General features: G+C 71.7%; 24 protein-coding genes. 14 read left to right on the forward strand and 10 right to left on the reverse strand.

Going from position 1 to position 24310, the window contains the following annotated elements; all coding sequences use genetic code 11:
* Nucleotides 1-51 precede the first annotated feature (51 nt).
* The 5 genes from ACZ4UV_RS33530 to ACZ4UV_RS33550 all read left to right on the forward strand — a co-directional run bounded on the left by ACZ4UV_RS33530 (nt 52) and on the right by ACZ4UV_RS33550 (nt 4365).
* Nucleotides 52-2058 carry a HelD family protein gene (locus ACZ4UV_RS33530; RefSeq protein WP_467843085.1) on the forward strand — a complete coding sequence of 669 codons (2007 nt, stop codon included), beginning with the start codon at nt 52-54 and terminating at the stop codon, nt 2056-2058.
* A 33-nt stretch (nt 2059-2091) separates the two neighbouring features.
* Nucleotides 2092-2616: an HAD domain-containing protein gene (locus ACZ4UV_RS33535; RefSeq protein WP_467843087.1), complete on the forward strand. Its 525-nt coding sequence runs from the start codon at nt 2092-2094 to the stop codon at nt 2614-2616.
* 105 nt (nt 2617-2721) lie between these two features.
* Nucleotides 2722-3195 carry a helix-turn-helix domain-containing protein gene (locus tag ACZ4UV_RS33540; protein WP_451018947.1) on the forward strand — a complete coding sequence of 158 codons (474 nt, stop codon included), beginning with the start codon at nt 2722-2724 and terminating at the stop codon, nt 3193-3195.
* Between the two features lie 77 nt (nt 3196-3272).
* The gene (locus ACZ4UV_RS33545) at nt 3273-3905 is read left to right on the forward strand and encodes a hypothetical protein (protein WP_390042254.1); all 633 of its coding nucleotides are present in this window, start codon (nt 3273-3275) and stop codon (nt 3903-3905) included.
* 109 nt (nt 3906-4014) lie between these two features.
* The gene (locus ACZ4UV_RS33550; RefSeq protein ID WP_362598354.1) at nt 4015-4365 is read left to right on the forward strand and encodes a DUF2516 family protein; all 351 of its coding nucleotides are present in this window, start codon (nt 4015-4017) and stop codon (nt 4363-4365) included.
* A 121-nt stretch (nt 4366-4486) separates the two neighbouring features.
* Here the strand turns inward: ACZ4UV_RS33550 and ACZ4UV_RS33555 are convergent, their stop codons facing one another.
* The 3 genes from ACZ4UV_RS33555 to ACZ4UV_RS33565 all read right to left on the reverse strand — a co-directional run bounded on the left by ACZ4UV_RS33555 (nt 4487) and on the right by ACZ4UV_RS33565 (nt 8155).
* The gene (locus ACZ4UV_RS33555; RefSeq protein WP_351498122.1) at nt 4487-5797 is read right to left on the reverse strand and encodes a PP2C family protein-serine/threonine phosphatase; all 1311 of its coding nucleotides are present in this window, start codon (nt 5795-5797) and stop codon (nt 4487-4489) included.
* 286 nt (nt 5798-6083) lie between these two features.
* Nucleotides 6084-7202 (reverse strand): C40 family peptidase, encoded by a 1119-nt coding sequence (locus tag ACZ4UV_RS33560; RefSeq protein WP_451018949.1) that lies wholly within the window; start codon nt 7200-7202, stop codon nt 6084-6086.
* Between the two features lie 185 nt (nt 7203-7387).
* Nucleotides 7388-8155 (reverse strand): class I SAM-dependent methyltransferase, encoded by a 768-nt coding sequence (locus ACZ4UV_RS33565; protein ID WP_467843094.1) that lies wholly within the window; start codon nt 8153-8155, stop codon nt 7388-7390.
* A 310-nt stretch (nt 8156-8465) separates the two neighbouring features.
* Between ACZ4UV_RS33565 and mshA the strand changes: the two genes are divergently transcribed.
* The 3 genes from mshA (at nt 8466) to ACZ4UV_RS33580 (ending at nt 12113) form a co-directional block, all read left to right on the forward strand.
* Nucleotides 8466-9803 (forward strand): D-inositol-3-phosphate glycosyltransferase, encoded by a 1338-nt coding sequence (mshA, locus tag ACZ4UV_RS33570; RefSeq protein ID WP_390042246.1) that lies wholly within the window; start codon nt 8466-8468, stop codon nt 9801-9803.
* The gene (locus ACZ4UV_RS33575) at nt 9796-10305 is read left to right on the forward strand and encodes a type III secretion system chaperone family protein (protein WP_451018951.1); all 510 of its coding nucleotides are present in this window, start codon (nt 9796-9798) and stop codon (nt 10303-10305) included. The genes mshA and ACZ4UV_RS33575 overlap by 8 nt, the downstream gene beginning before the upstream one ends.
* Nucleotides 10306-10436: 131 nt before the next feature.
* Complete coding sequence (locus ACZ4UV_RS33580; RefSeq protein ID WP_451018952.1) at nt 10437-12113, forward strand: glycosyl hydrolase family 28-related protein; 1677 nt, start codon at nt 10437-10439, stop codon at nt 12111-12113.
* Here the strand turns inward: ACZ4UV_RS33580 and ACZ4UV_RS33585 are convergent.
* The gene (locus ACZ4UV_RS33585; RefSeq protein WP_451018953.1) at nt 12092-12910 is read right to left on the reverse strand and encodes an AraC family transcriptional regulator; all 819 of its coding nucleotides are present in this window, start codon (nt 12908-12910) and stop codon (nt 12092-12094) included. The genes ACZ4UV_RS33580 and ACZ4UV_RS33585 overlap by 22 nt on opposite strands.
* Between ACZ4UV_RS33585 and ACZ4UV_RS33590 the strand changes: the two genes are divergently transcribed.
* Both ACZ4UV_RS33590 and ACZ4UV_RS33595 read left to right on the forward strand, forming a co-directional pair.
* A complete protein-coding gene (locus ACZ4UV_RS33590) occupies nt 12909-13394 on the forward strand; it encodes a DUF2000 family protein (RefSeq protein ID WP_451018954.1) in 486 nt (161 codons plus the stop codon). The genes ACZ4UV_RS33585 and ACZ4UV_RS33590 overlap by 2 nt on opposite strands.
* Nucleotides 13395-13514: 120 nt before the next feature.
* Nucleotides 13515-14633 (forward strand): right-handed parallel beta-helix repeat-containing protein, encoded by a 1119-nt coding sequence (locus tag ACZ4UV_RS33595; protein ID WP_467843101.1) that lies wholly within the window; start codon nt 13515-13517, stop codon nt 14631-14633.
* Nucleotides 14634-14675: 42 nt separating this feature from the next.
* Here ACZ4UV_RS33595 and ACZ4UV_RS33600 read toward each other — a convergent pair whose 3' ends face one another.
* Nucleotides 14676-15938 carry an MDR family MFS transporter gene (locus tag ACZ4UV_RS33600; protein ID WP_467843104.1) on the reverse strand — a complete coding sequence of 421 codons (1263 nt, stop codon included), beginning with the start codon at nt 15936-15938 and terminating at the stop codon, nt 14676-14678.
* Between the two features lie 165 nt (nt 15939-16103).
* On the opposite strand from ACZ4UV_RS33600, the gene ACZ4UV_RS33605 reads away from it, so the two are divergent.
* Nucleotides 16104-16865 (forward strand): phosphoglyceromutase, encoded by a 762-nt coding sequence (locus ACZ4UV_RS33605; RefSeq protein ID WP_351703278.1) that lies wholly within the window; start codon nt 16104-16106, stop codon nt 16863-16865.
* A gap of 165 nt (nt 16866-17030) precedes the next feature.
* Here ACZ4UV_RS33605 and ACZ4UV_RS33610 read toward each other — a convergent pair whose 3' ends face one another.
* A complete protein-coding gene (locus ACZ4UV_RS33610) occupies nt 17031-17573 on the reverse strand; it encodes a DUF4262 domain-containing protein (RefSeq protein ID WP_451017999.1) in 543 nt (180 codons plus the stop codon).
* A 234-nt stretch (nt 17574-17807) separates the two neighbouring features.
* Between ACZ4UV_RS33610 and ACZ4UV_RS33615 the strand changes: the two genes are divergently transcribed.
* Nucleotides 17808-18215 (forward strand): NUDIX hydrolase, encoded by a 408-nt coding sequence (locus ACZ4UV_RS33615; protein WP_451017998.1) that lies wholly within the window; start codon nt 17808-17810, stop codon nt 18213-18215.
* A gap of 170 nt (nt 18216-18385) precedes the next feature.
* Nucleotides 18386-19582: a CapA family protein gene (locus tag ACZ4UV_RS33620; protein WP_467843108.1), complete on the forward strand. Its 1197-nt coding sequence runs from the start codon at nt 18386-18388 to the stop codon at nt 19580-19582.
* 35 nt (nt 19583-19617) lie between these two features.
* Here ACZ4UV_RS33620 and ACZ4UV_RS33625 read toward each other — a convergent pair whose 3' ends face one another.
* From ACZ4UV_RS33625 to ACZ4UV_RS33635, 3 genes are all read right to left on the reverse strand, one after another.
* The gene (locus ACZ4UV_RS33625) at nt 19618-21669 is read right to left on the reverse strand and encodes a PA14 domain-containing protein (protein ID WP_467843111.1); all 2052 of its coding nucleotides are present in this window, start codon (nt 21667-21669) and stop codon (nt 19618-19620) included.
* A 94-nt stretch (nt 21670-21763) separates the two neighbouring features.
* Entirely contained in the window at nt 21764-23044 is a 1281-nt protein-coding gene (locus ACZ4UV_RS33630) for a lanthionine synthetase LanC family protein (protein WP_467843114.1), read from the reverse strand.
* A 108-nt stretch (nt 23045-23152) separates the two neighbouring features.
* Nucleotides 23153-23401 carry an SCO4226 family nickel-binding protein gene (locus ACZ4UV_RS33635; protein ID WP_451018015.1) on the reverse strand — a complete coding sequence of 83 codons (249 nt, stop codon included), beginning with the start codon at nt 23399-23401 and terminating at the stop codon, nt 23153-23155.
* A 100-nt stretch (nt 23402-23501) separates the two neighbouring features.
* On the opposite strand from ACZ4UV_RS33635, the gene ACZ4UV_RS33640 reads away from it, so the two are divergent.
* Nucleotides 23502-24032 (forward strand): hypothetical protein, encoded by a 531-nt coding sequence (locus ACZ4UV_RS33640; RefSeq protein WP_467843117.1) that lies wholly within the window; start codon nt 23502-23504, stop codon nt 24030-24032.
* A gap of 44 nt (nt 24033-24076) precedes the next feature.
* On the opposite strand, the gene ACZ4UV_RS33645 is transcribed toward ACZ4UV_RS33640, so the two are convergent.
* Nucleotides 24077-24232 carry a hypothetical protein gene (locus ACZ4UV_RS33645; protein WP_177233040.1) on the reverse strand — a complete coding sequence of 52 codons (156 nt, stop codon included), beginning with the start codon at nt 24230-24232 and terminating at the stop codon, nt 24077-24079.
* Nucleotides 24233-24310 lie beyond the last annotated feature (78 nt).

Genomic DNA, 24310 nt, shown 5'->3' on the forward strand with positions numbered 1-24310 from the left:
GGTCGGGTAAAAAATTTAACTAGGTTACATTTTCTCGTTTACGCTGTCCCCATGCAGCAGGAACTCGACGTCGAACGCGCCTACCACGACACCTGCCGAGCCGCCCTCGCCCGCATGGTCGAAGGCGCCGTCGAGCACGTCGTCACCGGCGAGGACGTCTCCGCGTCCGGTGCCGACGCCGAAGTGCTCGGGTACCGGCTGCGCAGCCGGGCCAAGGAGATGCGCGAGCTGCCGGAGGGCCCGCTGTTCTTCGGCAAGCTGGACTTCGCGGCAGGAGAGCACGCCGGGCAGAGCTACCGCATCGGCCGCCTGCGGATCAGCGAGGAGCCGACCGCCCCGCCCCTCGTCGTCGACTGGCGGGCCCCCGTCTCCCGCGCCTTCTACCAGGCCGGCCCCGACGACCCGCAGGGCGTGGCGGTACGGCGGCGGTTCGGCTGGGCGCCCGGCAGCCGCGGTGACTCCGCCGATCTCACGGGGATGGAGGACGAACGGCTCGGCAGGGGGGAGTCCGGCACCGGGAGCACCATCCTCACCCGGGAGATCGAACGGCCCCGCGTCGGCCCCATGCGCGACATCGCCGCCACCATCCAGCCCGACCAGGACGACCTGGTCCGCGCCGGCCTCGCCGACTCCGTGTGCGTCCAGGGCGCCCCGGGCACCGGCAAGACCGCGGTCGGCCTGCACCGCGCCGCCTACCTCCTCTACACCCACCCCCAGCGCATCCGCCGCGCCGGCCTCCTGATCCTCGGCCCCAACCGCACCTTCCTCTCCTACATCTCCGAGGTCCTCCCGGCCCTGGGCGAGACGGGCGTACGGCAGCGGACCCTGCCGGAGGAGATCGGCCGCCACCCGGTCACCGGCACCGACCCCCACCGCACCGCCGCCCTCAAGCACGACCCGCGGATGGCCGAGGTCCTGCGCCGCGCCCTGTACGCGCACGTCCGCACCGACGCCGTCAGCCCGCTCTCGCTCTCCGACGGCACGTACACCTGGCGGGTCTCCGTCGCCGCGCTGACGCGGATCGTCGAGGGGGTACGGGAGGAGGAGCCGCCGTACGCCGTCGGGCGGGAACGGGTGCGGGGGCGGGCGATGCGGGCCGTACAGCTCCAGGCCGAACGGCGGGCGGGCCCGCAGCCCGCCGCCTGGACCCGGCGCCTCGAACGCTCCCGTGCGATGAGCGCCTGCCTCGACACCGTCTGGCCGAAGGTGCGCCCGGAGGAGGTGGTGGCCGGACTCCTCACGGACGGCGGGGTGCTGGCGGCCGCCGCCGACGGGCTGCTGACCCCCGGCGAACAGCGGGACCTGCTCTGGGCCCGGCCGCCGCGCTCGTACAAGTCGGTCCGCTGGTCGGCCGCCGACCTGGTCCTCCTCGACGAGGTCGCGGGGCTCGTCGAACACCCCGAGGGCTATGGCCACATCGTCGTCGACGAGGCCCAGGACCTGTCTCCCATGGAGTGCAGGGCGATCGCCCGCCGGGCGGTCTTCGGCTCCCTCACCGTCCTCGGCGACCTGGCCCAGGCCACGACACCCTGGTCGGCGCGGAGCTGGGCCGCCGTACTGGGCCACCTGGGCAAGCCGGAGGCGGCCGTCGTCCCGCTCACCACCGGTTTCCGGGTCCCGGCGGCGGTCGTGGCCCTGACCAACCGGCTGCTGCAGCGCCTCGGCACGGACGTACCGCCGGCCAAGTCCTACCGCGGCGACGGCGAGGTGACGATCCGTCCGACCCGGGACGTGCCCGCGACGACGGTCACCGCGGTGCGGGAGGCCCTGGCCCACGAGGGGTCGGTAGGAGTCGTGGCGGCGGACGCGCAGGTGACCGCCGTACGCGAGGCGCTGACCGCCGCCGGCATCGAACCGGCGGGCCCGGACGAACTGGGCGCACGGGTGGCCGTGGTCCCGGCGAGCGTCGTCAAGGGCCTGGAGTACGACCACGTGGTGGCCGTGGAACCGGCGGCGGTGGTGGAGGGTGAGGAGCGGGGGCTGCACAGGCTGTACGTGGTGCTGACAAGGGCGGTGTCCCGTCTGGACGTGGTGCACACGAGGCCGTTGCCGTTCTGAGGGACGGCGGCACTCTCTGCGATCCTGTCCCCGATGCTCCTCTTCCTGGATGTCGACGGCACCCTCATCCCCTTCGGCGCCCCCGCCGACCGCCCCTACCCGGTCTACAGGACCGGCCACACCCCACCCAACCCCCTGCTCGCCCGCATCGACCCCGCCCTCGGCCCCCGCCTGGGAGCCCTCCGCTGCGACCTCGTGTGGGCCACCACGTGGATGGACGACGCCAACGCCTGCGTCGCCCCCTGGCTGGGCCTGCCCCCGCTGCCGGTCGTGGAGTGGCCGGACGAGGAGGAGCCGTCGGCCCTGCTGCACTGGAAGACCCGGCCGCTGGTGGCGTGGGCGGGGGAGCGGCCGTTCGTCTGGCTCGACGACGAGCTCACCGAGGCCGACCGCGCCTGGGTCGCCGCCCACCATCACCGGCCCGCCCTCCTCCACCGCGTCGACCACGAGTCCGGCCTGACGGACGCGGACTTCGCGGTGCTGGCGGACTGGCTGGCGGTCCATGGAAGCGGGGCCCCGGGGTCCTCGCCCCGCTCACCCGCCTCCGGCTCCTGCTGAGCCGGTCGGCCCGCTCGGCCATCCAGGTGGCTTCCGGGTATGGCGCGGCACACTTTTGCAAGCAGGTGCTTGCAATTGTTAGCGAGGGTGGGGCAGGGTAGAGGTATGGCATCGCTGAACGTCGGCAATCTCGGTGAGTATCTGCGTGAACAGCGGCGCAACGCGCAGCTGTCGCTCAGGCAGCTCGCCGATGCCGCCGGGGTGTCCAATCCGTACCTGAGCCAGATCGAGCGCGGGCTGCGCAAGCCGAGCGCGGAGGTGCTCCAGCAGGTCGCCAAGGCCCTGCGGATCTCCGCCGAGACGCTGTACGTCCGCGCCGGAATCCTCGACGCCGAGCGGGATCTGAACGAGGTGGAGACCCGTGCGGTCATCCTCGCCGACCCCACCCTCGACGAGCGGCAGAAGCAGGTGCTGCTGCAGATCTACGAGTCGTTCAGGAAAGAGAACGGCTTCGGGTCGGGCGAGGAGCGCGCGAACGACACGGACCCCCGGGCGGTCGCCGAGGACGACGACGCCGACAGCGACGTCGGCAGCGACACCGACGACAGCGAGACCGATCCGCGGCGGACGGCCGGATGAGCCGGCCAAGCGCGCCGACCGCCGCGCCGCGGACCACAAAACCCTCAGCCGAACTTTAATACGGGAGGACCATCACCATGGCCATCACCGACGACCTGCGCAAGACCCTCAGCGACCCGACCCCGCTCTACTTCGCCGCCGGCACCGCCGACCTGGCCCTCCAGCAGGCCAAGAAGGTCCCCGGCCTGGTCGAGCAGCTGCGTGCCGAGGCCCCGGCCCGGATCGAGGCGGTCCGCAAGGCCGACCCGAAGGCCGTCCAGGAGAAGGCCGCCGCCCGGGCCAAGGAGGCCGGCGTCAAGGCCAAGGAGGCGCAGGCCAGCCTCCAGTCCAAGGTCAACGACTTCATCGTCTCCCTCGACGGCGACCTCAAGAAGCTCGGCGAGTCCGCCCAGGACTTCGCGCTGCGCCAGGTCGGCGTGGCCGCCGAGTACGCGGTCAAGGCCCGCGAGACCTACGAGAAGGTCGCCGAGCACGGCGAGCAGGCCGTGAAGACCTGGCGCGGCGAGGCCGCCGACGAGATCGAGGACCTGGCCATCGCCGTCGAGGGCAAGCCCGAGACGGCCCCGGCCAAGGAGGGCGAGAAGAAGGCGGACGAGCCGAAGGCCGCCGAGGCCAAGCCGGCCGCGACGAAGAAGGCCCCGGCCGCCAAGAAGACCCCGGCCCCCCGCAAGGCCACCCCGGTCAGGAAGACCACCCCGCCGGCCAAGTAACCGGCGCACGCGTCAGCGGAACATACGGACCGGGCACCTTGAGGGTGCCCGGTCCGTTCTACGGGTACGGTGGCCGCGTAGGGATCGGGAGAGAGCGGGTGGTGACGGCATGCTGATGCTGGGATTCGCAGGGTTCCTGGGACTGCTGAAGATCGTCCTGATGGCCCTGGCGGCGTTCGGACTGGTCGACGCCGTGTTCCGGCGCGAGGACGCCTTCCGCGCGGCCGACAAGCAGAACAAGATGTTCTGGCTGATCATCCTGGCCATCGCCCTGGTCGTCAGCTACCTCTTCTCGATCCTCTCCATCCTCCCCATCGCGGGCCTGGTGGCGAGCATCGTCTACCTCGTCGACGTCCGCCCCGCGGTCAAGCAGGTGTCGGGCGGTGGCGGCGGCTGGCGAGGCCGCCGCGGGGGCAGCAGCAGCGACGGCCCGTACGGCCCCTACAACGGCGGCCGCTGAGGCGCCCTGTAAGGGGCGCTGGGGGTACCCCCGGCCTAAGGCTGGGGGAGGAACTGCGCGATCAGCCACGAACCACCCGCACCCGGCTGACGGCAGAAGACCCTACGGCGAGCAGCCGCTCTCAAACGCCCCTATCCAAAAGAACGACGGCCACGTCATCCGTCAGCTCGCCCCCATTGAGCTGCCGCACCTCATTGACGGCCGCCCGCAGCAACGCCTCCCCGGTCAGGCCGGAGGCCAGCTGCCGCCGGACCATCTCGACCATCCCGTCCTGCCCCAGCCGCTCCCCGCCCGAGCCCACCCGGCCCTCGATCAGGCCGTCGGTGTAGAGCATCAGGCTCCACTCGGCGCCCAGCTCCACCTGCATCCGCGGCCACCGCGCACCCTTCAGGAGCCCCAGCGCCGGGCCGTTGTTCTCGTACGGCAGCAGCTCGGCCGGCCGCCCGGGCCGGGCGACCAGCGGCGCCGGATGCCCGGCCAGGCACAACCCGGCCCGGCGCCCGTCCGGCGTTATGTCGACGGTGCAGAGCGTGGCGAAGATCTCCTCGTCGGAGCGCTCGTGCTCCAGCACCTCCTGGAGCGTGGACAGCAACTCGTCGCCGCACAGCCCCGCCAGGGTCAGCGCCCGCCAGGCGATCCGCAGCTCCACACCGAGCGCGGCCTCGTCCGGGCCGTGCCCGCACACGTCGCCGATCATCGCGTGCACGGTCCCGTCGGGCGTGCGCACGGTGTCGTAGAAGTCGCCGCCGAGCAGCGCACGGGAGCGGCCGGGGCGGTAGCGGGCGGCGAAGCGCAGCGAGGAGCCGTCGAGGAGGGGCGTGGGCAGCAGGCCCCGCTCCAGGCGGCGGTTCTCCTGGGCGCGCAGCCGCCCCTCCGCGAGCTTGCGCTCGGTCGTGAGGGAACGCTTGCGCTCGACGGCGTAGCGGATGGCGCGGCTCAGCAGCCGTCCGTCCAGTTCGTCCCGGAAGAGGTAGTCCTGCGCGCCGACGCGCACGGCCTCGGTGCCGCGCTCGGCGTCACCGGAGGCGGTGAGGGCCAGCACGGCGTGCCGGGGCGCGAGCTCCAGCACGTGCTTGAGCACGGCAAGCTCGCCCTCCGTCTCCTTGCCGCCCGGCGCCGGCAGCGCCAGGTCCAGCAGGATGCAGTGGACGTCGTCGGTCAGCAGCCGCTCGGCCTCGGTGAGGTTGCGGGCGGTGCGGACGCGGATCGAGGTGCCGGACGCGTCCCGCAACTCGGGCAGGACCGGCGAACCGGCCGGATCGTCCTCGATCAGCAGCAGGGTGAGAGTGGTGCCGCCGGTGTTCGGGGTGACGGCTTCCGTGCGGTTGGCCTCTTCCTTGAGGGGGCCGCCGCCCTGTGCGGGCGCGGCGGCCGGCGCCTGACCACTCTCCACGGCCGGGATCGCTCTCTGCCGCGGTACGGGTACGGGCATCGTGTTGGGTTCCTTCCCTCCCCCCGAGGGCATGGCGGGGCGAGGGACCTCGACCCACCCGACGGGGACCATAGCGGTACTGGGCGCCGCAGCGGAATGGTGTGAGCCGCGTCGCTCTGTCTCAGGCCAGCGTCATATGCCGTTTGCCGTACCGCAGTTGGACAAGAGGGCCGTCCGACAGGGATGACGAAGGTCACGTGCCGCCGGAGTTTGAGCGGGCGTTGCGGTGCACTGGGTCACATGGCCCAGCTCACGAAAGGGATATCACACCTAAACCACTTGGCGCTCAGGCATCCGGTCGTACCACCCCGAGGATCGGCATCGACCCCGCGCCGCCGAGCGACACCGTCCGCCCCGGGCGCGGGGCCTGGATGATCGCACCGTCCCCGATGTACATCGCGACATGGCTGGCGTCGTCGTAGTAGATGATCAGGTCGCCGGGGCGCATGTCCTTCACGTCGATGTGCCTGAGCTGCTTCCACTGCTCCTCGGAGGTGCGCGGGATCGGCTTACCGGCGCTCGCCCAGGCCTGCGAGGTCAGCCCGGAGCAGTCGTACGAGTCCGGGCCCTCGGCGCCCCACACGTACGGCTTGCCGAGCTGGGCGGTGGCGAACGCGACCGCCTTCTTGCCCGCCGCGGACGCCTTGGTGTGGATCTCGTCGAGTATCCCGGTGTCCAGCCAGGCGGTCTGCGCCTTGTAGGCGGACTCCTTCTCCAGCTCGGCGAGACGCTCCCTCTGTTTCTTCTCCAGCGTCGACTCGAGCTTCTCGGCGGCGGCGATCCGCTGCGTGATCTTCTTCTTCGCGGCGGCCTTCGCCTTGCGGCCCGCCTCCAGCCTGTTCCACTGGTCGGCCGCGTCCGCCGCGTACTGCTTCAAGTCCTGCTGGGTCTGGGACAGTTCCCTGATCAGGGCCTTGGTCGCCCGCTCGCCCTGGAGTACCCGCCCGGCCCCGTCCAGGAACTCGGAGGGGTTGTCGCTCAGCACCAGTTGGGCGGTGTCCGGCAGACCGCCGGTGCGGTACTGGGCGGCGGCCGCCCGGCCCGCCCGCTCCTTCAGCGCGTCGAGCTTCTGCTGCCCCTTGACGATCTTCTTCGCCAGGCCGACGATCTCGGCGGACTGCTTCCTGGCCGCCTCCTCGGCTGCGTTGTACGCGTCGGTGGCGACGGCCGCGTCGTGGTAGAGCTTGTCCAGCTTCGCCTGTACGGCCTCGAGGTCCTTGTCCGGCGGGACGGTCACGGAGGCGGCGGCGGAGGTGCTGGGTGAGGGGCTGGTCGAGGGGGTCGGACCGGGCGCCGCGAACGCCGCGCCGGGTGCCGCCAGCGCCGTCACCGCGCAGACCACCGTCACCGCCGTCGCCAGGATCCCGCGCCGACCCGGCCGGACGGTGTGCTTGTCCGGTCCCATGACCCGCCCCCCCAAAAAACTGATTAACCGTCAGTAACTTGTGGCACGTGGAGGATCGTGCCACGGCGTGGCGCAAAGCGACAGAGGTAACGGCAGGTGGGTTCCTCCCCGGTTTCCCCCCGAGCATGACGATCTCCCCGCCTTTGTGACGAACGACTCATCGAGATCGTTCCCACCCCGCCCCATCAGGCGTTCGGCGCCAACGCTCCCCACGCCACCGTCACTTCGCCCTGCCGCCAGCGCGCCGCGGAGTCGGTCACCGGCCAGTCGGCCGCCAGGTCCCGCACCGCCCGGATCCACCGCTGCCGGGCGCCGTACGACGCGTAGGGCGCGGCCGCCGCCCAGGCGCGGTCGAAGTCCCGCAGGAACGCGTGCACCGGCTCGCCCGGCACGTTGCGGTGGATCAGCGCCTTGGGCAGCCGTTCGGCGAGGCCGGACGGGCGTTCCAGGGACCCGAGCCGGGTCGCGAAGGTCACCGTCCGCGGTCCCTCCGCCCCGAGCGCGACCCACACGTGCCGCCGCCCGATCTCGTCACAGGTCCCCTCCACCAGCAGCCCGCCGGGTGCCAGTCGCCCGCACAGCCGCCGCCACACCTCGGCGACCTCGCCCTCGTCGTACTGCCGCAGCACGTTGGCCGCCCGGATGAGCAACGGCCGTGCGGCGAGCGGGATCTCGAACCCGCCGTGCCGGAAGGCGAGCCCCTCGCGCTCGTACGGCCGGGCCGCGGCGACCCGCGCGGGCTCGATCTCGACCCCGACGACACGCGCGCGTGGCGCGACGCTACGCAGCCGGCCGAGGAGTTCGACGGCGGTCCAGGGCGCGGCGCCGTAACCGAGGTCGACGGCAACGGGGTCGAGGGCACGGCGCAGCGCGCCACCGTGCGTGGCGGCGATCCAGCGGTCCATCCGGCGCAGCCGATTGGGGTTCGTGGTCCCGCGCGTCACCGTTCCCACGATGGGGGTCCCCCCGCTCGAGCGAAGCCGAGAGTGGGGGAGGGACGCGGCGCGGGCATTCATGCCTACGAGAGTAAAGCGCCCCGTCAGGGGCACGGGGAACTGCGCGCTCAACCCCCACCCACCCGCACCCGACCCCCCACCCGCACCACCCCACGCATCCCACCCTCGAACGGTTGAGCGACCAAAGGTAATGTGTCGGCAAAATCGTCCACCCTCGGAATGGGAATCCTCCCCTCCGCGTTGCACCCCGTTGGACGGCACTCGATGCCCTCCCACCGGCATGCCCGCACCGAGAGAGGACCGCCACGTGAGCCAGTACGTCAGCAGGCTCGGGCGCCGCTCCCCGTCGGCTGCCTCCCGGCTCCGCCGGGCCCGCCGGCCCCGCCGCGTCGCCATGCTCTCCGTACACACCTCACCGCTCCACCAGCCCGGCACCGGCGACGCCGGCGGCATGAACGTCTACATCGTCGAGCTCGCGCAGCGCCTCGCCGCGATCGACATCGACGTCGAGATCTTCACCCGGGCCACCTCCGGCGGCCTCCCGCCCACCGTCGAACTCGCCCCCGGCGTCCTCGTCCGGCACATCGACGCCGGTCCCTACGAGGGCCTCGCCAAGGAGGACCTCCCGGCCCAGCTGTGCGCCTTCACGCACGGCGTGATGCAGGCCTGGGCCGGCCACCGCCCCGGCCACTACGACCTCGTCCACTCGCACTACTGGCTCTCCGGCCACGTCGGCTGGCTCGCCGCCCAGCGCTGGGGCGTCCCCCTGGTGCACGCCATGCACACCATGGCCAAGGTCAAGAACGCCAACCTGGCCGACGGCGACACCCCCGAGCCCGCCGCCCGGGTCATCGGCGAGACCCAGATCGTGGCCGCGGCCGACCGCCTCATCGCGAACACCGCCGAGGAGGCCGACGAACTCGTCCGGCACTACAGCGCCGAGCCCGCCAAGGTCGCCGTCGTCCACCCCGGCGTGAACCTCGACCGCTTCCGCCCGGCGGACGGACGCAGGGCGGCCCGCGCCCGCCTCGACCTCCCGCAGGACGCCCTGATCCCGCTCTTCGCCGGCCGCATCCAGCCCCTCAAGGCCCCCGACGTGCTGCTGCGCGCGGTGGCCGTGCTCCTCGACGAGCGCCCCGAACTCCGCTCCCGGATCGTCGTACCGATCGTCGGCGGCCCCAGCGGCAGCGGTCTCGCCAAGCCGGAGGGCCTGCAGAAGCTGGCCGCGCGGCTCGGCATCGCGGACGTCGTCCGGTTCCGGCCGCCGGTCGGCCAGGAGCAGCTAGCGGACTGGTTCCGGGCGGCCTCCGTCCTGGTCATGCCCTCCTACAGCGAGTCCTTCGGCCTGGTGGCGATAGAGGCCCAGGCGGCCGGCACCCCCGTCCTCGCCGCCTCGGTCGGCGGCCTGCCGGTGGCCGTACGGGACGGTGAGACCGGCTTCCTGGTGCGCGGTCACGATCCCGCCGACTACGCGCGCGTGCTGCGCCGGTTCGCCGACGACGCCACTCTGGCGGACCGTTTCGGCACCGCCGCCGCCCGGCACGCCCAGTACTTCGGCTGGGACACGGCCGCCGCCGCCACCGCCGACGTCTACCTGGCCGCGACCCAGTCCCACCGCCGTCGCGTACGCTCGGCCCATGGGTGATGGTGCACAGGAACGGCAGGCCGCGCAGGTCATCGAGGGTGTCCTGAAGGACGCCGAACTGGAGTGGGAGAGCCCCGAGTCCGGCACCTACGTCGTGCAGCTCCCCGGCACCCGCAAGCTGAAGACGACCGTCTCCCTCATCGTCGGCCGCCACTCCCTCTCCCTGAACGCCTTCGTCATCCGGCACCCGGACGAGAACGAGCCGGCCGTCCACCGCTGGCTCCTGGAGCGCAACCTCAAGCTGTACGGCGTGAGTTACGCCGTCGACCGCCTCGGCGACGTCTACGTCACCGCCCGCCTCCCGCTCTCCTCCGTCACCGCCCCCGACCTCGACCGGCTCCTCGGTCAGGTCCTGGAGGCCGCGGACGGCGCCTTCAACACCCTTCTGGAGCTGGGCTTCGCCTCCGCGATCCGCAAGGAGTACGCGTGGCGGGTGTCCCGGGGCGAGTCGACGCGGAACCTGGATGCGTTCACGCACCTGATCGAACGCTCCACCGACTGACTTCAGGTCCATACCTGATTAGGGCCTGCACGACTCTTTCAAGGTGCCGCGCCACCATGGCATGCTCACGGCCGACGCACATATGAACGTCGTTCACAACCATGAAAGCCGCCATGGGAAGGACGTACGGAATGAGCACCGCCCACCACGGCACGACCGGCTCCCTGACCGGCCCCATCACCAGACGGACCCTGCTCGCCGGCGCCACGGCCGTGGCCGCGACCGCCGTGACGGGCGGCACGGCCCACGCCTCCGACGGACAAGTGCCCTTCCTCTGGCGGGAGTTTCGGCGCACCCCCTTCACCCACCCGCAGATCCCCTACGTCGGCCGGGCCGGGGCGGCCCGCATCCGCCGCCTCCCCGTCGTCGCCGATGTCCGGACGTACGGCGCCGTCGCCGACGGCGTCACCGACTGCGCCCCCGCGATCAACCGTGCCATCGCCGCTGCCGCCAGGGCCGGCGGTGGCACGGTCACCATCCCGCCCGGCACCTTCCGCATCGACGGCCTCATCCGCATCGGCCACGACAACGTGGTGCTGCGCGGCGCCGGCAGCGGTCGTACGACCCTGTACGCGACGAAGAACCTCACCGAGCTGATCGGCCCGTACGGCTCACGCTACGGCGGCACGAAGTCGGCGTGGTCCTGGGCGGGCGGGCTCATCTGGCTGGCGCCCGAGCCCCGTTGGGACTCCCTGGTCGCCGCGATCAAGGCGCAGGCCTGGCCCTTCGAGGGCTGGACGGGCAACAAGCGGGACGAGTGGGAGCAGCTGACGCCCGTCGAACCCGCCCGGCAGGGCGACTGGACGGTCACCGTCGCCGACCCCTCCCGGCTGTGCCCCGGCCGCCTGGTCCTGCTCCGGATCGCCGACGACCCGGCCCACACCCTCCTCCAGCACATGTCCGGCGGCGGCCCGGGACCGGCGTCGTACTACTGGGAGGACAAGACCAAGCTGCTGTCGTACGTCCCCTACGAGTGGCCCGTCCGGGTCACGGCGGTGCGCGGCCGCAGGGTGACGCTGGAACGTCCGCTGCCGCTGGACCTCCGCCCCGAGTGGAACCCCCGGTTCACCACCCACGTCCGCGAGCTGACCGGCTCCGGTGTCGAGGGCCTCACCCTCGACGTCATGGAGACCCCGCAGTCCCCGCACCTCCTCGACAAGGGCTACAACGGGGTCGTCCTGCAGTGCGCGTACGACTGCTGGGTGGACGACGTCACCGTCCGCAACGTCGACAACGGCTTCGGCCTGGTCGCCGCCTCCGCCTGCACCCTGCGCCGCACCCGGGTCGGCGGCCGGGGCGAGCACCACCCCTACTTCTGCCGCGAGGGCTCGCACGACAACCTGATCGAGGACTTCACCGTCGAGCAGCGCACGGTCCCCGCCCCCGCCGACACCCAGCTGCACGGCATCAACGTCGAGGGGCTCTCCTCCCACAACGTGTGGTCGCGCGGCGAGATGCAGATGGGCACCTTTGACTCCCACCGCGGTCTGCCCTTCGCCAACGTCCGCACCGACATCACCGTGAACAACAACGGCCGGCACGGCGGCGACGCCAACGCCGGACCGCTCTTCGGCGCCCGCTTCACGCACTGGAACGTCCGGGTGACCAACGGCCGCGCGGGCCTGATGCGCCTCGACGGCCTCGCCCCGTACTCCGCGACGGTCGGCCTCAACACGGTCACCGACTTCGACCAGACCGACGTACCGGACTTCACCGGCGACCTCAACTCCCGCCTGGAGCTGTACGGCACCTGGGACGCGGTAAGGCCGCGGAACCTGTACGAGGCTCAGCGCGCGCTGCCCCGGTAGCGGCCCGGCGTCACCCCGACCAGCCGCTTGAAGTGCCGGGTGAGGTGGGCCTGGTCGTAGAAGCCGGTGGCGGCGGCCGTCTCGCCGGGCGGTACGCCGTCGAGCAGCAGCCGGCGGGCCCGGCCGACCCGGCGGGACGTCAGGTACTGGTGCGGTGCGATGCCGTACGCGCCGCTGAACGCCCGTACCAGGTGGGCGGGGTGGGCGTGCAGCAGCCGGGCCGCCTCCGCCAGGGCGAGCCCGTCGGCGACCCGCTCGTCGAGGAGTTCGCGCAGGGCGCGGGCGAGGGCCGGGTCGGGGACCGGGGCGGCGGGTTCCCGGGCCGTGAGCCGGGGGCGGAGCAGCCCCCGCAGCCGCTCGCCGATGAGGGTGAGCCGGCTCTCGGCCTCCAGCTCGTCGCCGGGGCGGACGAGGGCGGCGTGCAGCAGTCCGACCCGCTGCCGCAGCAGGGGGTCGCGCAGGTCGGGCCCGTCGACGGCAGGCCCGATCAGGCCCGCTCCGAGGACGCTCTCGTCCAGGTAGACCACGCGCTTGCGGAAGCCGTCCGCGGTGGCGGGGGAGCCGTTGTGCGGGACGTGCGGCGGCAGCAGGGTCACGGTGTCGGCCGGGGTGCCGTGCTCGTGGCGTTCGAGGTCGTACCGTACGGCGCCGTCGTCCACGATGAGCAGCGTCCAGGCGTCATGGACGTGCATCGGGTACGCGTACTCGGTGAAACGGGCGTGGAAGACCTCGGTGACGCCCGGGACACTGGGGCGCCAGGCGGTTACTTCCTGCGTGACGGACTGCCGGGCGGCCATGCAAAGAACGTACAAGACCCGGACGGACCGCGCCCGGCAGTCTCGGGGCATGAGCACTCCCCGTACGGACGCCGTCCGTTTCGACACGAAGATCGCCGTGCTGCTGCGGGACGACCTGGAGCCCTGGCAACGGCTGAACGTCACCGCGTTCCTGGTCAGCGGCCTGGGCGCGACGCTTCCCGAGGTGGTCGGGGAGCCGTACGAGGACGCCGACGGGGTCGCCTACCTGCCGATGTTCCGGCAGCCGGTGCTGGTCTTCGAGGGCGGCAAGGAGACCCTGAAGGCCGCACACGAGCGGGCGCTGGGCCGCGCCCTGCCCCGGGCCGTCTTCACCGCGGACCTGTTCTCGACCGGAAACGACCGGGACAACCGGGCGGCGGTACGTGCCGTACCCACGGCGGAGCTGGACCTGGTGGGGCTCGCGGTGTACGGGCCGCGGAACGCGGTGGACAAGGTGCTGAAGGGGGCACGGATGCATCCGTGACCCGCTCCTTCGCCCGGCAGTCGTCCGGCAGCCGTCCGACAGGAGGAATCTCGTCCGGTGACCGGGTGATCTGATCATCGTAATTGTTGCGGCCGGGGCTGGATGTCGCATGTGACAGTCATGCGATACATCAGATTCTGCGGTGTGGCCGGGGTCGCGGCGGCGATGGTCACGGGGCTGACGGGCGGGACGGCGAGTGCGGCGGAGCCGGATACTGTTCCGTGCAGCGGGGCCGCGCTGGCCTTTGCCATCAACTACGCGCGGAATGGCGAGACCCTTGATCTCCGCCGTGACTGCACCTACCACCTGAGCTCCGCCCTGCCGGCCATCGGCAAGGACCTCACGATCCGGGGCAACGGTGCGACGATCCTCCGTGACGGTGCGAATACCGCCGCGTTCCGGATTTTCGATGTCGGTCCGGGCGGTGACCTGCGCCTGCAGGACCTCACTGTCCGCGGCGGATATGTCGTCAACGGGGACGGCGCCGGGATCCGCGTCACCAGCGGTGGTCGGCTCACGCTGTCGAAGGTCGATGTAGTCGACAACACCGCCTCGGCGAACGGCGGCGGCATCGCGGTGGCGTCGAACGCCTGGGCGCGCATCAGGAGCAGCTACGTGGCGTTCAACAACGCGGACACGGGTGGTGGCCTCTACACCGCGGGGTCCGTGTACGCCGAGAACTCCGAGTTCGCCCGCAACCACGCCCGGACCGCCGGCGGCGGGATCGCCGAGGTCGGAGGCAACACCTTCGTCGGCACGAGTGTGGTCCGGCGCAACACTGCAGCCGGGAGCGTGAAGATCGGCGGCGGCGTCTATGTCAGCAGCGGCACGATGGAGATCGACGACAGCAAGATCACGAACAACACCGACACGGGCAACAGAGGCGGCGGGATCGCCAACAGCGGGATCCTGAAGCTGGTGAAGTCCGAGGTCAGCGGCAACGTCGTGGGCGGCACCTCGGGTCGCGGCGGCGGCATCTACAACACGGGCGGGCTCACCCTCAAGGGCACCGACGTCTTCCGCAACAGCGCGAACGGCCCCGGCACCTCCGTGGGCGGCGGCATCGCCAACGACAGCGGATCCGTCACCCTCGACCACAGCACCGTCCGCAACAACGCCTCCACGGTGGCACCCGGCGGGGTCTTCACCAACAGGCTGATCTCGGTGACGGACTCGACCGTCACCCGCAACATCCCGACCAACTGCTCTGTCGGCCTGGTACCCGGCTGCACGGACTGACGCCGCCCGCGGCCACCCGCGGCCATGGGAAAGGCCCCGCGCTCAACCCGCCCGCACCCCCGCGTCCGCGTCCGCCCCCGCCACGGCCGCAGGCACCGGCCGCTCCGCCGGCAGCCGCCGCATCAGCAGCCCGTACCCGAGAGCCGCCGCCGTCCCCACGACCGCGCACACCCCCCACAGCCACCGCGCCCCGAACCGGTCGATGACCACCCCGGACATCAGCGGCGCGATGAGCGCGGCGGCCGACCAGGACAGCGTGTACATCCCCTGGTACCTGCCCCGCCCGTGCACCGGCGAGAGCCGTACCACCAGCCCCGTCTGGGTCGGCGCGTTGACGATCTCGGCGAGCGTCCACACGCACACGGTGAGCGCGAACACCCCGACCGACCCCGCGAAGGCGGTGAGCCCGAACCCGTACCCCGCGAGGAGCGACGAGACGACGAGCAGGGACCGCGGATCCCGGTGCTGGATGACCCGGGTCACCGGGATCTGCAGCACCACGATGAGGATCCCGTTCACCGCGATGGCCATGCCGTAGTCGGCGGGCGAGAACCCGGCCTCCCCCATCGCCACCGGCAGCCCGACCGACCCCTGCTGGAAGATCAGGGCGACGAGGAACGACAGCCCGACCACGCCCATGTACCGCCCGTCGCGCACCACGGTCAGCAGGCTGACCTCGCTGTCCTCGGCGGCCTCGGCGGCGGCCCGCCGAGGCCGCGACTCGGGCAGCCGGAGGAAGACGAGGACGGCGCAGACGGCGGTCATCCCCGCCTCGATCAGGAACCCGGCGCGGTAGCTGACCTCGGCGATGAACCCGGCTCCCATGGAAGACACGGCGAAACCCAGGTTGATCGCCCAGTAGTTGAGGGAGAAGGCCCGCACCCGGTCCTCGGGCCGCACGATGTCGGCCATCATGGCCTGCACGGCCGGCCGGGAGGCGTTGGAGGCCACGCCGACGAGGAAGGCGACGGCGGCGATGGCGACGGGGTCCTGTACGAACCCGAGCAGCGCGACGGCCGCGGCGGTGGACCCCTGTGCGACGAGCAGGGTAGGCCGTCGGCCCAGCCGGTCGGCCATCACCCCGCCCGCCAGGGACGAGACCACTCCGCCCAGCCCGTGCAGGGAGGCGACGAGCCCGGCGTACGAGGCGCTGTACCCCCGGTCCAGGGTCAGGTACAAGGCCATGTACGTGGCCACGAAAGCACCCAGCCGGTTGACGAGGGTGCTGGTCCACAGCCACCAGAACTCCCGGGGAAGACCGGAGACGGTCTCCCGGACGGCGCGTCGCAGGGCGGCGGACGACATGGTTCCCCCAGGGCAGGATGTAAGTGATGCGTGTGCTGAGTGGAACTTACTTACAGGTCGCTCGCCTGAGCCAGTCAATTAACAGATGCAGCCGACTGTCCGCCCCCTGGGACGCCCCGCGGCCGCCCGCCCGCCGCCCCGAATACGTGGATTACGCTCTGACCCATGGCCGACGCACCGTACAAGCTGATCCTCCTCCGCCACGGCGAGAGCGAATGGAACGCGAAGAACCTGTTCACCGGCTGGGTGGACGTCAACCTCAACGAGAAGGGCGAGAAGGAGGCAGTCCGCGGCGGTGAGCTCCTGAAGGACGCCGACCTGCTCCCCGACGTGGTCCACACGTCCCTCCAGAAGCGGGCGATCCGCACGGCGCAGCTCGCCCTCGAAGCCGCCGACCGCCACTGGATCCCGGTCCACCGCAGCTGGCGCCTGAACGAGCGCCACTACGGCGCCCTCCAGGGCAAGGACAAGGCGGCGACGCTGGCCGAGTTCGGCGAGGAGCAGTTCATGCTCTGGCGCCGCTCGTACGACACCCCGCCCCCGCCGCTGGCCGACGACTCCGAGTTCTCCCAGGCGGCTGACCCCCGCTACGCCTCCATCCCCCCGGAGCTGCGTCCCCGCACGGAGTGCCTCAAGGACGTCGTCGTCCGCATGCTTCCGTACTGGTACGACGGCATCGTCCCCGACCTCCTGGCCGGCCGCACGGTCCTCGTCGCCGCCCACGGCAACAGCCTGCGCGCCCTGGTCAAGCACCTGGACGGCATCTCGGACGCCGACATCGCCGGCCTGAACATCCCGACCGGCATCCCCCTCGCCTACGAACTCGATGCCGACTTCAAGCCCGTCACCCCGGGCGGCCAGTACCTCGACCCGGACGCGGCAGCCGCGGCCATCGAGGCGGTCAAGAACCAGGGCAAGAAGAAGTAACGCGAAACGGTCAAGCCCCTCACCTGCGCTTCAGCTGCGGGTGGGGGCTTTTCGCTGCCGGTCGTTCACGCGTACCTCAACGCGGGCGATCTTGACTCGATCCCTGTAGATCTCTACGACGTCGTACCCGAGGCGGTCATGGCCGGATACGCAGCCGCGCCGACCTCACGTGATGTCGGCCCATGGGCCGGTGGTCTCGTCTTTTGGCACCCAGAGCAGTGGCTGAAGCGTGCGGCAGCGTTCGTCCGCTCCCTCTTCCCAGGGGAACCGCCCGGCCTTGTCCGGCCAGAACAGCTGCGTGATGGGCAGTGGCGGTGTCTGGTAGAAGTCGATGCCCGCCCCGAAGAAGTCGTGGTACCAGCTGGGATGCACGGGCCGAACCGCCACGTCGTAGCCGTTGAGGACGTCGCTCCGGCGCTGGTCCGGCTCGAGTGGGCTGCCGTCCCGTATCGCTGCCCCAGCGGCGTTCGCCACGCGCATCGCGGTCTGTGACGGAAGGCCGAACACGCTTACCTCGGGACTGCGCAGTGTGTGCCACAGACCGATCGAGTAGCCCCAGTCGCCGGGGGCATCACCGCCGGCCACGCCCATGACGTGCCAACCGGAGTCCGCGACGCTCTGGGCAATGCGGCTGTCGCGTTCCTCCCACACGGGGCCGCCCCATTCCGTCGGGGCGCAGAGGAGGCAGAAGCAGGGGGAGACGTCCATCGGAGGAGAGTAAGCCTGCTCGCACCCGGGTCCGTCTCCGGGCCGCCCCGGGCCGGCCAGCGGCAGCAGCGACCAACGGGCACCCGCCCCAGCTGCTTCGGGACGAAGCGGTGGTTCCCCAGGCTCACCGCTGCGCTTTCGCCGGCACGGCCTCCTCAGCCGGGCGTCGCCGGCGGCGTGGCTGAGGCTGGACGGTGCTGACGCAGACGATGCCCTCCGATACGGTCCCGAGCCATGGCGAATGGCAGTGATGTGCCGGAGAAGGTGGCATGGATCCTGGTTCGGGACGACCGGGTGTTGGTGACGCGTAGTCACGGCAGAGATCGCTTTTACCTCCCGGGCGGTCATCGTGAGCCGGGCGAGTCCGACGGCGAGACCCTGGTGCGGGAGATCGACGAGGAACTGCGGGCGGCGATCGACCCCGGCTCCATGGCGCACTTCGGCACGTTCGAGATCGGCGAGGGCCATCCTGGGCACGGCCCTTTCCGGATGATCTGTTACACCGCCGATCACCGCGGTGAGCTGACCCCGTCGAGGGAGATTGCCGAGAAGGCGTGGTTCCGCTATGCCGATCGGGACCGAGTCACGGCCGTCGACGAGCTGGCTTTCGACGCGCTTCACGGGGCTGGGCGGCTCTCCTGATCCCGTGACTGCCGTACCGACCAGTAGCCTGCGACGGTCATCCGTGGCACACCTGGAGGGTCGTGGAAGCCACCGGTCGGCACCGCGGGCCGGCTGTCGCCGCCGCCTCCGGAACACGCCAGCCGTTCACCCTCCGTGGAGGAAGGGTGGTCGCTTCGTAACATGAGCGCATGATCAGGTCCGTAGGGCGGCGCCCCGGGCGGCGCGAGCGGCAGGAGCCGGTGCGTCGGCAGCGGCTGTTCGTTCTCGGTCTGGTCGGGGCCGTTGTCGTGGTGGTCGCCGCGGTGTTCGCATTCCGGGCCGGCCCCGAGGACGCGGCGTCCGTCGGCCCCGCCCGGACACCCCAACGGAAGCCCGGGACCACGGCGTCCGGGCGACCGGCGCCGCCGTACCACCCCACCGGCAACGTGCGGATCGCCGCCGTGGGAGACATCGTGATGGGCTCGCTGCCGGACGACCTGCCGCCGGATGACGGCGCCTCGTTCTTCGACCCTGTCGCCGACCTGCTCACCGGCGACGTGGTGCTCGGGAACCTGGAGGGCACGCTCACCACCGGCGGTTCCAGCAAGTGCGAGTACATCGAGGGTCCGAACTGCTTCGCGTTCCATGCCCCGCCGTCCTACGGCCGTCGGCTCAAGGAGGCCGGGTTCACGGTGCTGAACACCGCGAACAACCACATCGACGACTTCGGGGCGGAGGGCCGGCGGGAGACGTTCGACGCGCTGCGCTCCGTGAACCTGCCGTTCACCGGCCGCCTGGGCCAGATCACCGTCCAGCGGGTGCGCGGCATCAGGGTCGCGCTGGTCGGGTTCGCTCCCGACCGAGGGGCGAACGACCTCACGGACATCCCCGCGGCACAGCGGCTCACCGCCCGCGCCGCAAAGATGGCGGACATCGTGGTCGTCACGATGCACGCCGGTGCGGAGGGCTCGGACCGCACTCACGTGGAACCCGGCACCGAGTACTTCGTCGGAGAGGACCGCGGCGACAGCTACCGCTTCAGCCGTGCGGTGATCGACGCCGGCGCCGACCTCGTCGTGGGCAGCGGCCCGCACGTGATGCGGGGAATGGAGTTCTACAAGGGCCGTCTGATCGCCTACAGCCTGGGGAACTTCTCCGGCTACAAGGTGCTCGGCCTCGGCGGCACGCTCTCGACCAGCGGCGTGCTGCAGGTCACCCTCGGCGCCGACGGCACCTACGTGTCCGGACGCCTGCGCCCGACCGAGATCGTGGAGCCCGGCACGCCGGAGCCGGGCGGCGACGCGATCGACCTCGTCTCCAGCCTTTCGGAGGACGACTTCGGGTCACACGCCGCCCGGATCTCGACGGACGGGACGATCCGACGCCCGGTGCGCGCGTCCAAGTGAGATCGCGCAGGTGAACCGGGGTGAACCTCGGCCGGTCAGACCCGGTCCTGGAAGACGCAGTTCCACACGTGCGTGCCCGCGACGCCGCCGTCGGCGCGCACCGCCTCCAGCGTGTAGAAGTACGTGGCCCCCCGCACGGCGGTGGTGTCCGTGTAGGCGCGGGTCCCCGCAGGCAGCAGTCCGGTGTGCAGCGGCTCGTACGACTTGGTGGCCGCGTTCCACCGGTTGATCCGGTAGCCCGCGACGGTGTCGCACTCGACCGTCTTGTCGCACCTCCAGTTGATGGACGGCCCGGCCGCGCCGGGTCCGCCGGTCAGGGTGTCGTAGCCCATGCTGCCGAGGTCCCAGTCCCGGGTGACCGTCACGGACGGCCGGACGTCCAGCTCGGTGGCCTCGACGACCGACACCTTCGGGTCGTCCGGGGGCAGCGCATTGTCCCAGCGGTCCCTGGCGACGACCGCGTACACGTGCGTCTCGCCGTCCGGCAGGTCGCCGCACAGCACCGCGAGCGGGTCGCTCGTGCCCTCCCAGCAGGACGTGGAGCTGAGCCACTTGACCGTGCCGTCCGACTGGCGGGTGCCGTTCCAGACCACGTAGCGCTCGACGTCGTCGTCGGTCGAGGCCGCCCAGCTCAGCAGTACGCCGTCGGCGCGCGGGGTGGCCTTCACACCGGTGACCGGGCCGGGCGCGACGCGGTCGCCGGTGCGGACGACGAGCGGGGCGGACAGCGCCGACTCGTTGCCGGCCGGGTCCACGGCCGCGACCGCGTACGTCACGTACGTGCCCGCAGGCATGCCCAGGTCGTGGCAGACGCCGCCGGTGCCGGTCTCGTCGCTCCCCTGGGCGCAGGTCACGCGGGTGAGCGCGGCGGGGTCGAGGGTCCGGCCGGGCGAGCGGTAGACGTGGTAGGTCCCGCCGTTGGAGAAGTCCTCGTCGAAGCCGTCGGGCTGCTTCCAGTGCACGTCGGTGTAGTCGGTGCGGACCACGGAGCCCAGGGAGGTCGGGGACTTCGGCGGCGTCCGGTCGACGCCGTCGCCGGTGACACCGGCGTACGCCGACGGGTTGCCGAGCGCGTCGAGGGCGCGGACCCGGTAGTAGCGGACGGTGTTCACGGGTGCGTCGGTGCGGTACGACGTCGCGGTCGTCGTGCCCAGCAGCGTGAACGGGCCGGTGGCCGCGGAGGCGGCGTACACCTCGTACGTCGCCGCGTCGGCGGTCCCGTGCCAGGCCAGCGTGGCCCACCAGGCGTCCCCGGTGACCGTCAGACCGGTCGGTGCCGCCGGCCCCGTGCGGTCCACGGTCACAGCGGTGGCGTCGGGGCTGCCGGCTGACTCGCGGCCCGCCTTGTCGACGGCGCGGACCTCGTACAGGAAGGTCTGGCCCGTGGCGGGCGTCGCGTCCACGAAAGTGGGCGAGGCGAGCAGCGACGAACCGCTGACCTTCGCCCACTGGGTGGTGCTCAGCCGGCGGTACACGCGGTAACCGGCGAGGTCCATCTCCTTGTTCGCGGCCCAGCGCAGGGTGGTTCGACTCGTGTCCCGCTTGTACGCGGCGGTCAGGCCGGTCGGCGCGAGCGGCTTGACCTTGTCGACGGTGGCCTCGGTGCGCGGGGCGTACGTGAACGCGGCGTTGGCGGTGCCGGTCCAGGCGACGTAGTCCACGCGCAGCGTGTGCTTGCCGGCCGGGACGGCCAGGTCGACGGTCTTGCGGGCCGTGACGGAGACGTTCTTCCACAGGTCGATCTTCCGCACGCCGTCGACGTAGACGCGCATGCCGTCCTGCGTGGCGGCGGAGAGCCGGAAGGGACCGCCGGAGCCGAAGTCCCGGGTGAGGGACCAGCGGACGGAGAAGTTGTCCTTGGGGAGCGTGACGCCGGGCGGGTCGCCGTAGCCGTAGTTCTCGGCGATGGCGGAGTCGCAGGCGGTCAGCTTCGGCGTACCGCTGAAGGTGGAGTTGCCGAAGTACTGCGCCTTCCAGACGGGAGAGGCGCAGGTGACGGCTGCGGAGGCGGGCGAGGCCGTGATCAGGCCGCCGGTGGCGGCGAACACGGCCGTCGCGGCCGTCACGGTCAGCCGGGTACGAGTCATCACAGAGAGCGGGCGCCTTCCGGGCCTATGAGAAGCATGTGAAACAGGTGGCGTCTGTGTGACTCATGAGGCGGGGGCAGGGTTGCCCCGCCGGTCACGGCAACTGCGCGGCGCCGTGGTGGTGGGTGGAGGCCGGAGGGTGGTCCGGCCAGGTGAACGTGGAGTGGGGGGTGGGCTTGTCGCCGTGCAGGCGTACGAAGCGCAGGAGTTCGCGGACGATGCCCGCGTTGCCCATGGCCCAGCCGGTGCAGGGTTCGAGGGTGGTGGGGGTGGCCCGGTGTTCGATGTTGGACCAGCGGGCGCCGTCGCTGTCGCGGGTCGCGCGGGTGGCGAGGTCCGTGACGAGGAGGTGGGCGAAGTCGTACCCGTCCTGTTGCTCGGCGATGCGGTCGCAGGCCAGGGCGAGGACGCCCGCGGTTCCGCAGCAGCGGCCGTTGTTGTCCCAGAAGCCGGGGCGCAGCCGCCGGGGCAGGCCGGAGTGGGTGACCGTGTGCCAGCAGCGGTCGGCGAGGGCGGTCCAGGCGGGGTCGGCGGTGACGTCCCGCAGCAGCCGGAAGACCTGCGCGTCCCCGGCCGGCCCGTGGCACCAGCCGTAGCTGAAGGGCTCGATCAGCTCGGGGCGGTACTGAGGGGTGGAGTGCCGTACCAGGAAGCCCTCCGGCCCCGCTTGGTCGCGCGATACGACGTCCGCGGCGCCGGCCAGGGCCAGTTCGAGCAGGTCCGTCCGTCCGGTCGCCTCGCCGACGCGGGCGAGCGCCAGGACGATGCCGAGGGCGCCGTGCGACATGTGGTGCAGACGGGCCTCGACACCCGTGCGGTGTGGCCAGTTGACGCCTGCCGGAGTCCGTTCCGCGGTGCGGAGATAGGGCTCCAGGGCGAGTACGGCGAGTTCGGGGTCGCCGCACAGGAGCGCGCCGAGGCCGATTCCCGCGTTGCCGCCCATCAGCTCGAACAGTTCGCCCCAGCGGGTGCCGTCGAAGCGCGACCGCACGAGGTGCAACGCGCGGTCGGCGGCGGCACCGGCGGCCGCGTCGCCGAGTTCCTCGTGGACGGTCCGCAGGACGAGTGCCATTCCGGTACGGCCGAAGTAGAGGGAGTCGTCGCCGAAGCCGTCGACGGAGTCCGCGAGACTGCGGGCCGCGCGCAGGGCGGTGTCGGCGTAGGAGTCGTCGTCGAAGTGGCGCCATGCGTCGAGGAGTACGGGGACGACTCCGGCCGTACCGGTGTAGAGCGTGGGGTTGAGGCGGTCGTCCGAGGGCTTCGTCGTCCAGGCCAGCCCGCCGCCGGGAGCCTCCCGCGCCGCCCCGGTCAGCCATCGCAGCCCGTCCACCGCGAGTTCCTCGACCCCGTCGACCGCTTCCGGTGCCGGCGTCATGGGGCCACTCTCGCATGATCCCCACGGCGTGCCCAGGGGCCGATGGGCCGACGAGCCGCGCGGGGTCTCCCGACGCCGTCGAGGCGTACCCGGTCGCCCTCCCCGTCGTCAGATCGACAACGGCACCTGGTGGACCTCGTCCGCCGGATGGCCCGCGCGTTCGTGGACGCGCTTGACCGCCTCGGCCGAGGGTGCCTCGGAGAGGCAGTAGACGTTGCCGGAGTCCGGGTCCGCCCAGGCCCGTTCGAAGTGGACGCCCTCGTCCTTCTCGATGGCGAGGTCGGCCTCGTGGGCCTCCTTGAGCTGGTCGGCGGTGAGACCCGTCATTCCATGATGGACATCCATGAACTGGGGCATGGCTGCCACCTCCTGTCTCGCTCCTTCTCATGCTGCGCCCGTCGCAGCGGGCCCGCGCGCTACCGTTCGGGGTGTGGGGCGGCATCGGGTTCGGTGGATCATGGGCACGGTTGTCCTCGTCGCGCTCGGCACCGGCGGCTGGCTCGCCTTCGGGCAGCACGGGTACCCCTTCCGGGACGCGCGGGCCTGTGAGGGCAGCGACGTGCCGTTGCAGCAGATGATCGACGTGACCGGACTGCCGTTGCCGAAGGGTGCGCGGGACGTGCACTACGTCACCGACCGCGGGGCCACCGGCAGCGATCCCGAACTGGCCATCGCCTTCCGTAGCACCCGCACGGCGATGAAGGCCTATCTGCGCGCCCATCGCATCGTGGCATCGGGCCTCGACCGGCTCGACGACGGCCGCTTCGGCGTGGGGGACGTCGGTCCGGACCCGAAGTCCGTCGGGCTGTGCGGGCACGTGCCCCAGATCGTGGCCCCGGGGGTGGCGGTGGTGGCGCGGCTGGACGAGGTGGTCGACAGCGGCACCGAGATCGTCGAAGTGGACCTGCAGACGGAGCCTTTGGACCACGACCTGATCCGAGCCACCACGGAGGTCGTCCTCAGGGTGTACGAAGGGCCCCGGACCTGAGTCCGGGGCCCTTCGCCGTAGCTGACGTGCGCTGACGTGTCCGCTCAGCCGCACTGGCAGGGGCTGCCCGACTGGCAGCCGCAGCCGCAGCCCGAGCCGCACCCGCAGGCGCCGATGACCAGCAGGTTCTTGATCTCGGCGGGCTGGTCGGTCTCGTGCTGCTGGGTGGGGTCGGGCGTGGTGCTGGGGGATTCGGCCATGGATCCCTCCTAGAGGTCCCTAGGTGCCCTGGAGGCAGGGCGTGGTGCCTTTGCCCATTCCATGCCCGTTTCACTGGG

This window comes from Streptomyces sp. NPDC028289 (assembly GCF_055565975.1).

What these genes read in the sequence shown, in the direction of transcription:
- ACZ4UV_RS33530 (WP_467843085.1), top strand. Translation starts at nt 52, where the DNA reads ATGCAGCAGGAACTCGACGTCGAACGCGCCTACCACGACACCTGCCGA.
- ACZ4UV_RS33535 (WP_467843087.1), top strand. Translation starts at nt 2,092, where the DNA reads ATGCTCCTCTTCCTGGATGTCGACGGCACCCTCATCCCCTTCGGCGCC.
- ACZ4UV_RS33540 (WP_451018947.1), top strand. Translation starts at nt 2,722, where the DNA reads ATGGCATCGCTGAACGTCGGCAATCTCGGTGAGTATCTGCGTGAACAG.
- ACZ4UV_RS33545 (WP_390042254.1), top strand. Translation starts at nt 3,273, where the DNA reads ATGGCCATCACCGACGACCTGCGCAAGACCCTCAGCGACCCGACCCCG.
- ACZ4UV_RS33550 (WP_362598354.1), top strand. Translation starts at nt 4,015, where the DNA reads ATGCTGATGCTGGGATTCGCAGGGTTCCTGGGACTGCTGAAGATCGTC.
- ACZ4UV_RS33555 (WP_351498122.1), bottom strand. Translation starts at nt 5,797, where the DNA reads ATGCCCGTACCCGTACCGCGGCAGAGAGCGATCCCGGCCGTGGAGAGT.
- ACZ4UV_RS33560 (WP_451018949.1), bottom strand. Translation starts at nt 7,202, where the DNA reads ATGGGACCGGACAAGCACACCGTCCGGCCGGGTCGGCGCGGGATCCTG.
- ACZ4UV_RS33575 (WP_451018951.1), top strand. Translation starts at nt 9,796, where the DNA reads ATGGGTGATGGTGCACAGGAACGGCAGGCCGCGCAGGTCATCGAGGGT.
- ACZ4UV_RS33580 (WP_451018952.1), top strand. Translation starts at nt 10,437, where the DNA reads ATGAGCACCGCCCACCACGGCACGACCGGCTCCCTGACCGGCCCCATC.
- ACZ4UV_RS33590 (WP_451018954.1), top strand. Translation starts at nt 12,909, where the DNA reads ATGCAAAGAACGTACAAGACCCGGACGGACCGCGCCCGGCAGTCTCGG.
- ACZ4UV_RS33585 (WP_451018953.1), bottom strand. Translation starts at nt 12,910, where the DNA reads ATGGCCGCCCGGCAGTCCGTCACGCAGGAAGTAACCGCCTGGCGCCCC.
- ACZ4UV_RS33595 (WP_467843101.1), top strand. Translation starts at nt 13,515, where the DNA reads ATGCGATACATCAGATTCTGCGGTGTGGCCGGGGTCGCGGCGGCGATG.
- ACZ4UV_RS33600 (WP_467843104.1), bottom strand. Translation starts at nt 15,938, where the DNA reads ATGTCGTCCGCCGCCCTGCGACGCGCCGTCCGGGAGACCGTCTCCGGT.
- ACZ4UV_RS33605 (WP_351703278.1), top strand. Translation starts at nt 16,104, where the DNA reads ATGGCCGACGCACCGTACAAGCTGATCCTCCTCCGCCACGGCGAGAGC.
- ACZ4UV_RS33610 (WP_451017999.1), bottom strand. Translation starts at nt 17,573, where the DNA reads ATGGACGTCTCCCCCTGCTTCTGCCTCCTCTGCGCCCCGACGGAATGG.
- ACZ4UV_RS33615 (WP_451017998.1), top strand. Translation starts at nt 17,808, where the DNA reads ATGGCGAATGGCAGTGATGTGCCGGAGAAGGTGGCATGGATCCTGGTT.
- ACZ4UV_RS33620 (WP_467843108.1), top strand. Translation starts at nt 18,386, where the DNA reads ATGATCAGGTCCGTAGGGCGGCGCCCCGGGCGGCGCGAGCGGCAGGAG.
- ACZ4UV_RS33625 (WP_467843111.1), bottom strand. Translation starts at nt 21,669, where the DNA reads ATGACTCGTACCCGGCTGACCGTGACGGCCGCGACGGCCGTGTTCGCC.
- ACZ4UV_RS33630 (WP_467843114.1), bottom strand. Translation starts at nt 23,044, where the DNA reads ATGACGCCGGCACCGGAAGCGGTCGACGGGGTCGAGGAACTCGCGGTG.
- ACZ4UV_RS33635 (WP_451018015.1), bottom strand. Translation starts at nt 23,401, where the DNA reads ATGCCCCAGTTCATGGATGTCCATCATGGAATGACGGGTCTCACCGCC.
- ACZ4UV_RS33640 (WP_467843117.1), top strand. Translation starts at nt 23,502, where the DNA reads ATGGGCACGGTTGTCCTCGTCGCGCTCGGCACCGGCGGCTGGCTCGCC.
- ACZ4UV_RS33645 (WP_177233040.1), bottom strand. Translation starts at nt 24,232, where the DNA reads ATGGCCGAATCCCCCAGCACCACGCCCGACCCCACCCAGCAGCACGAG.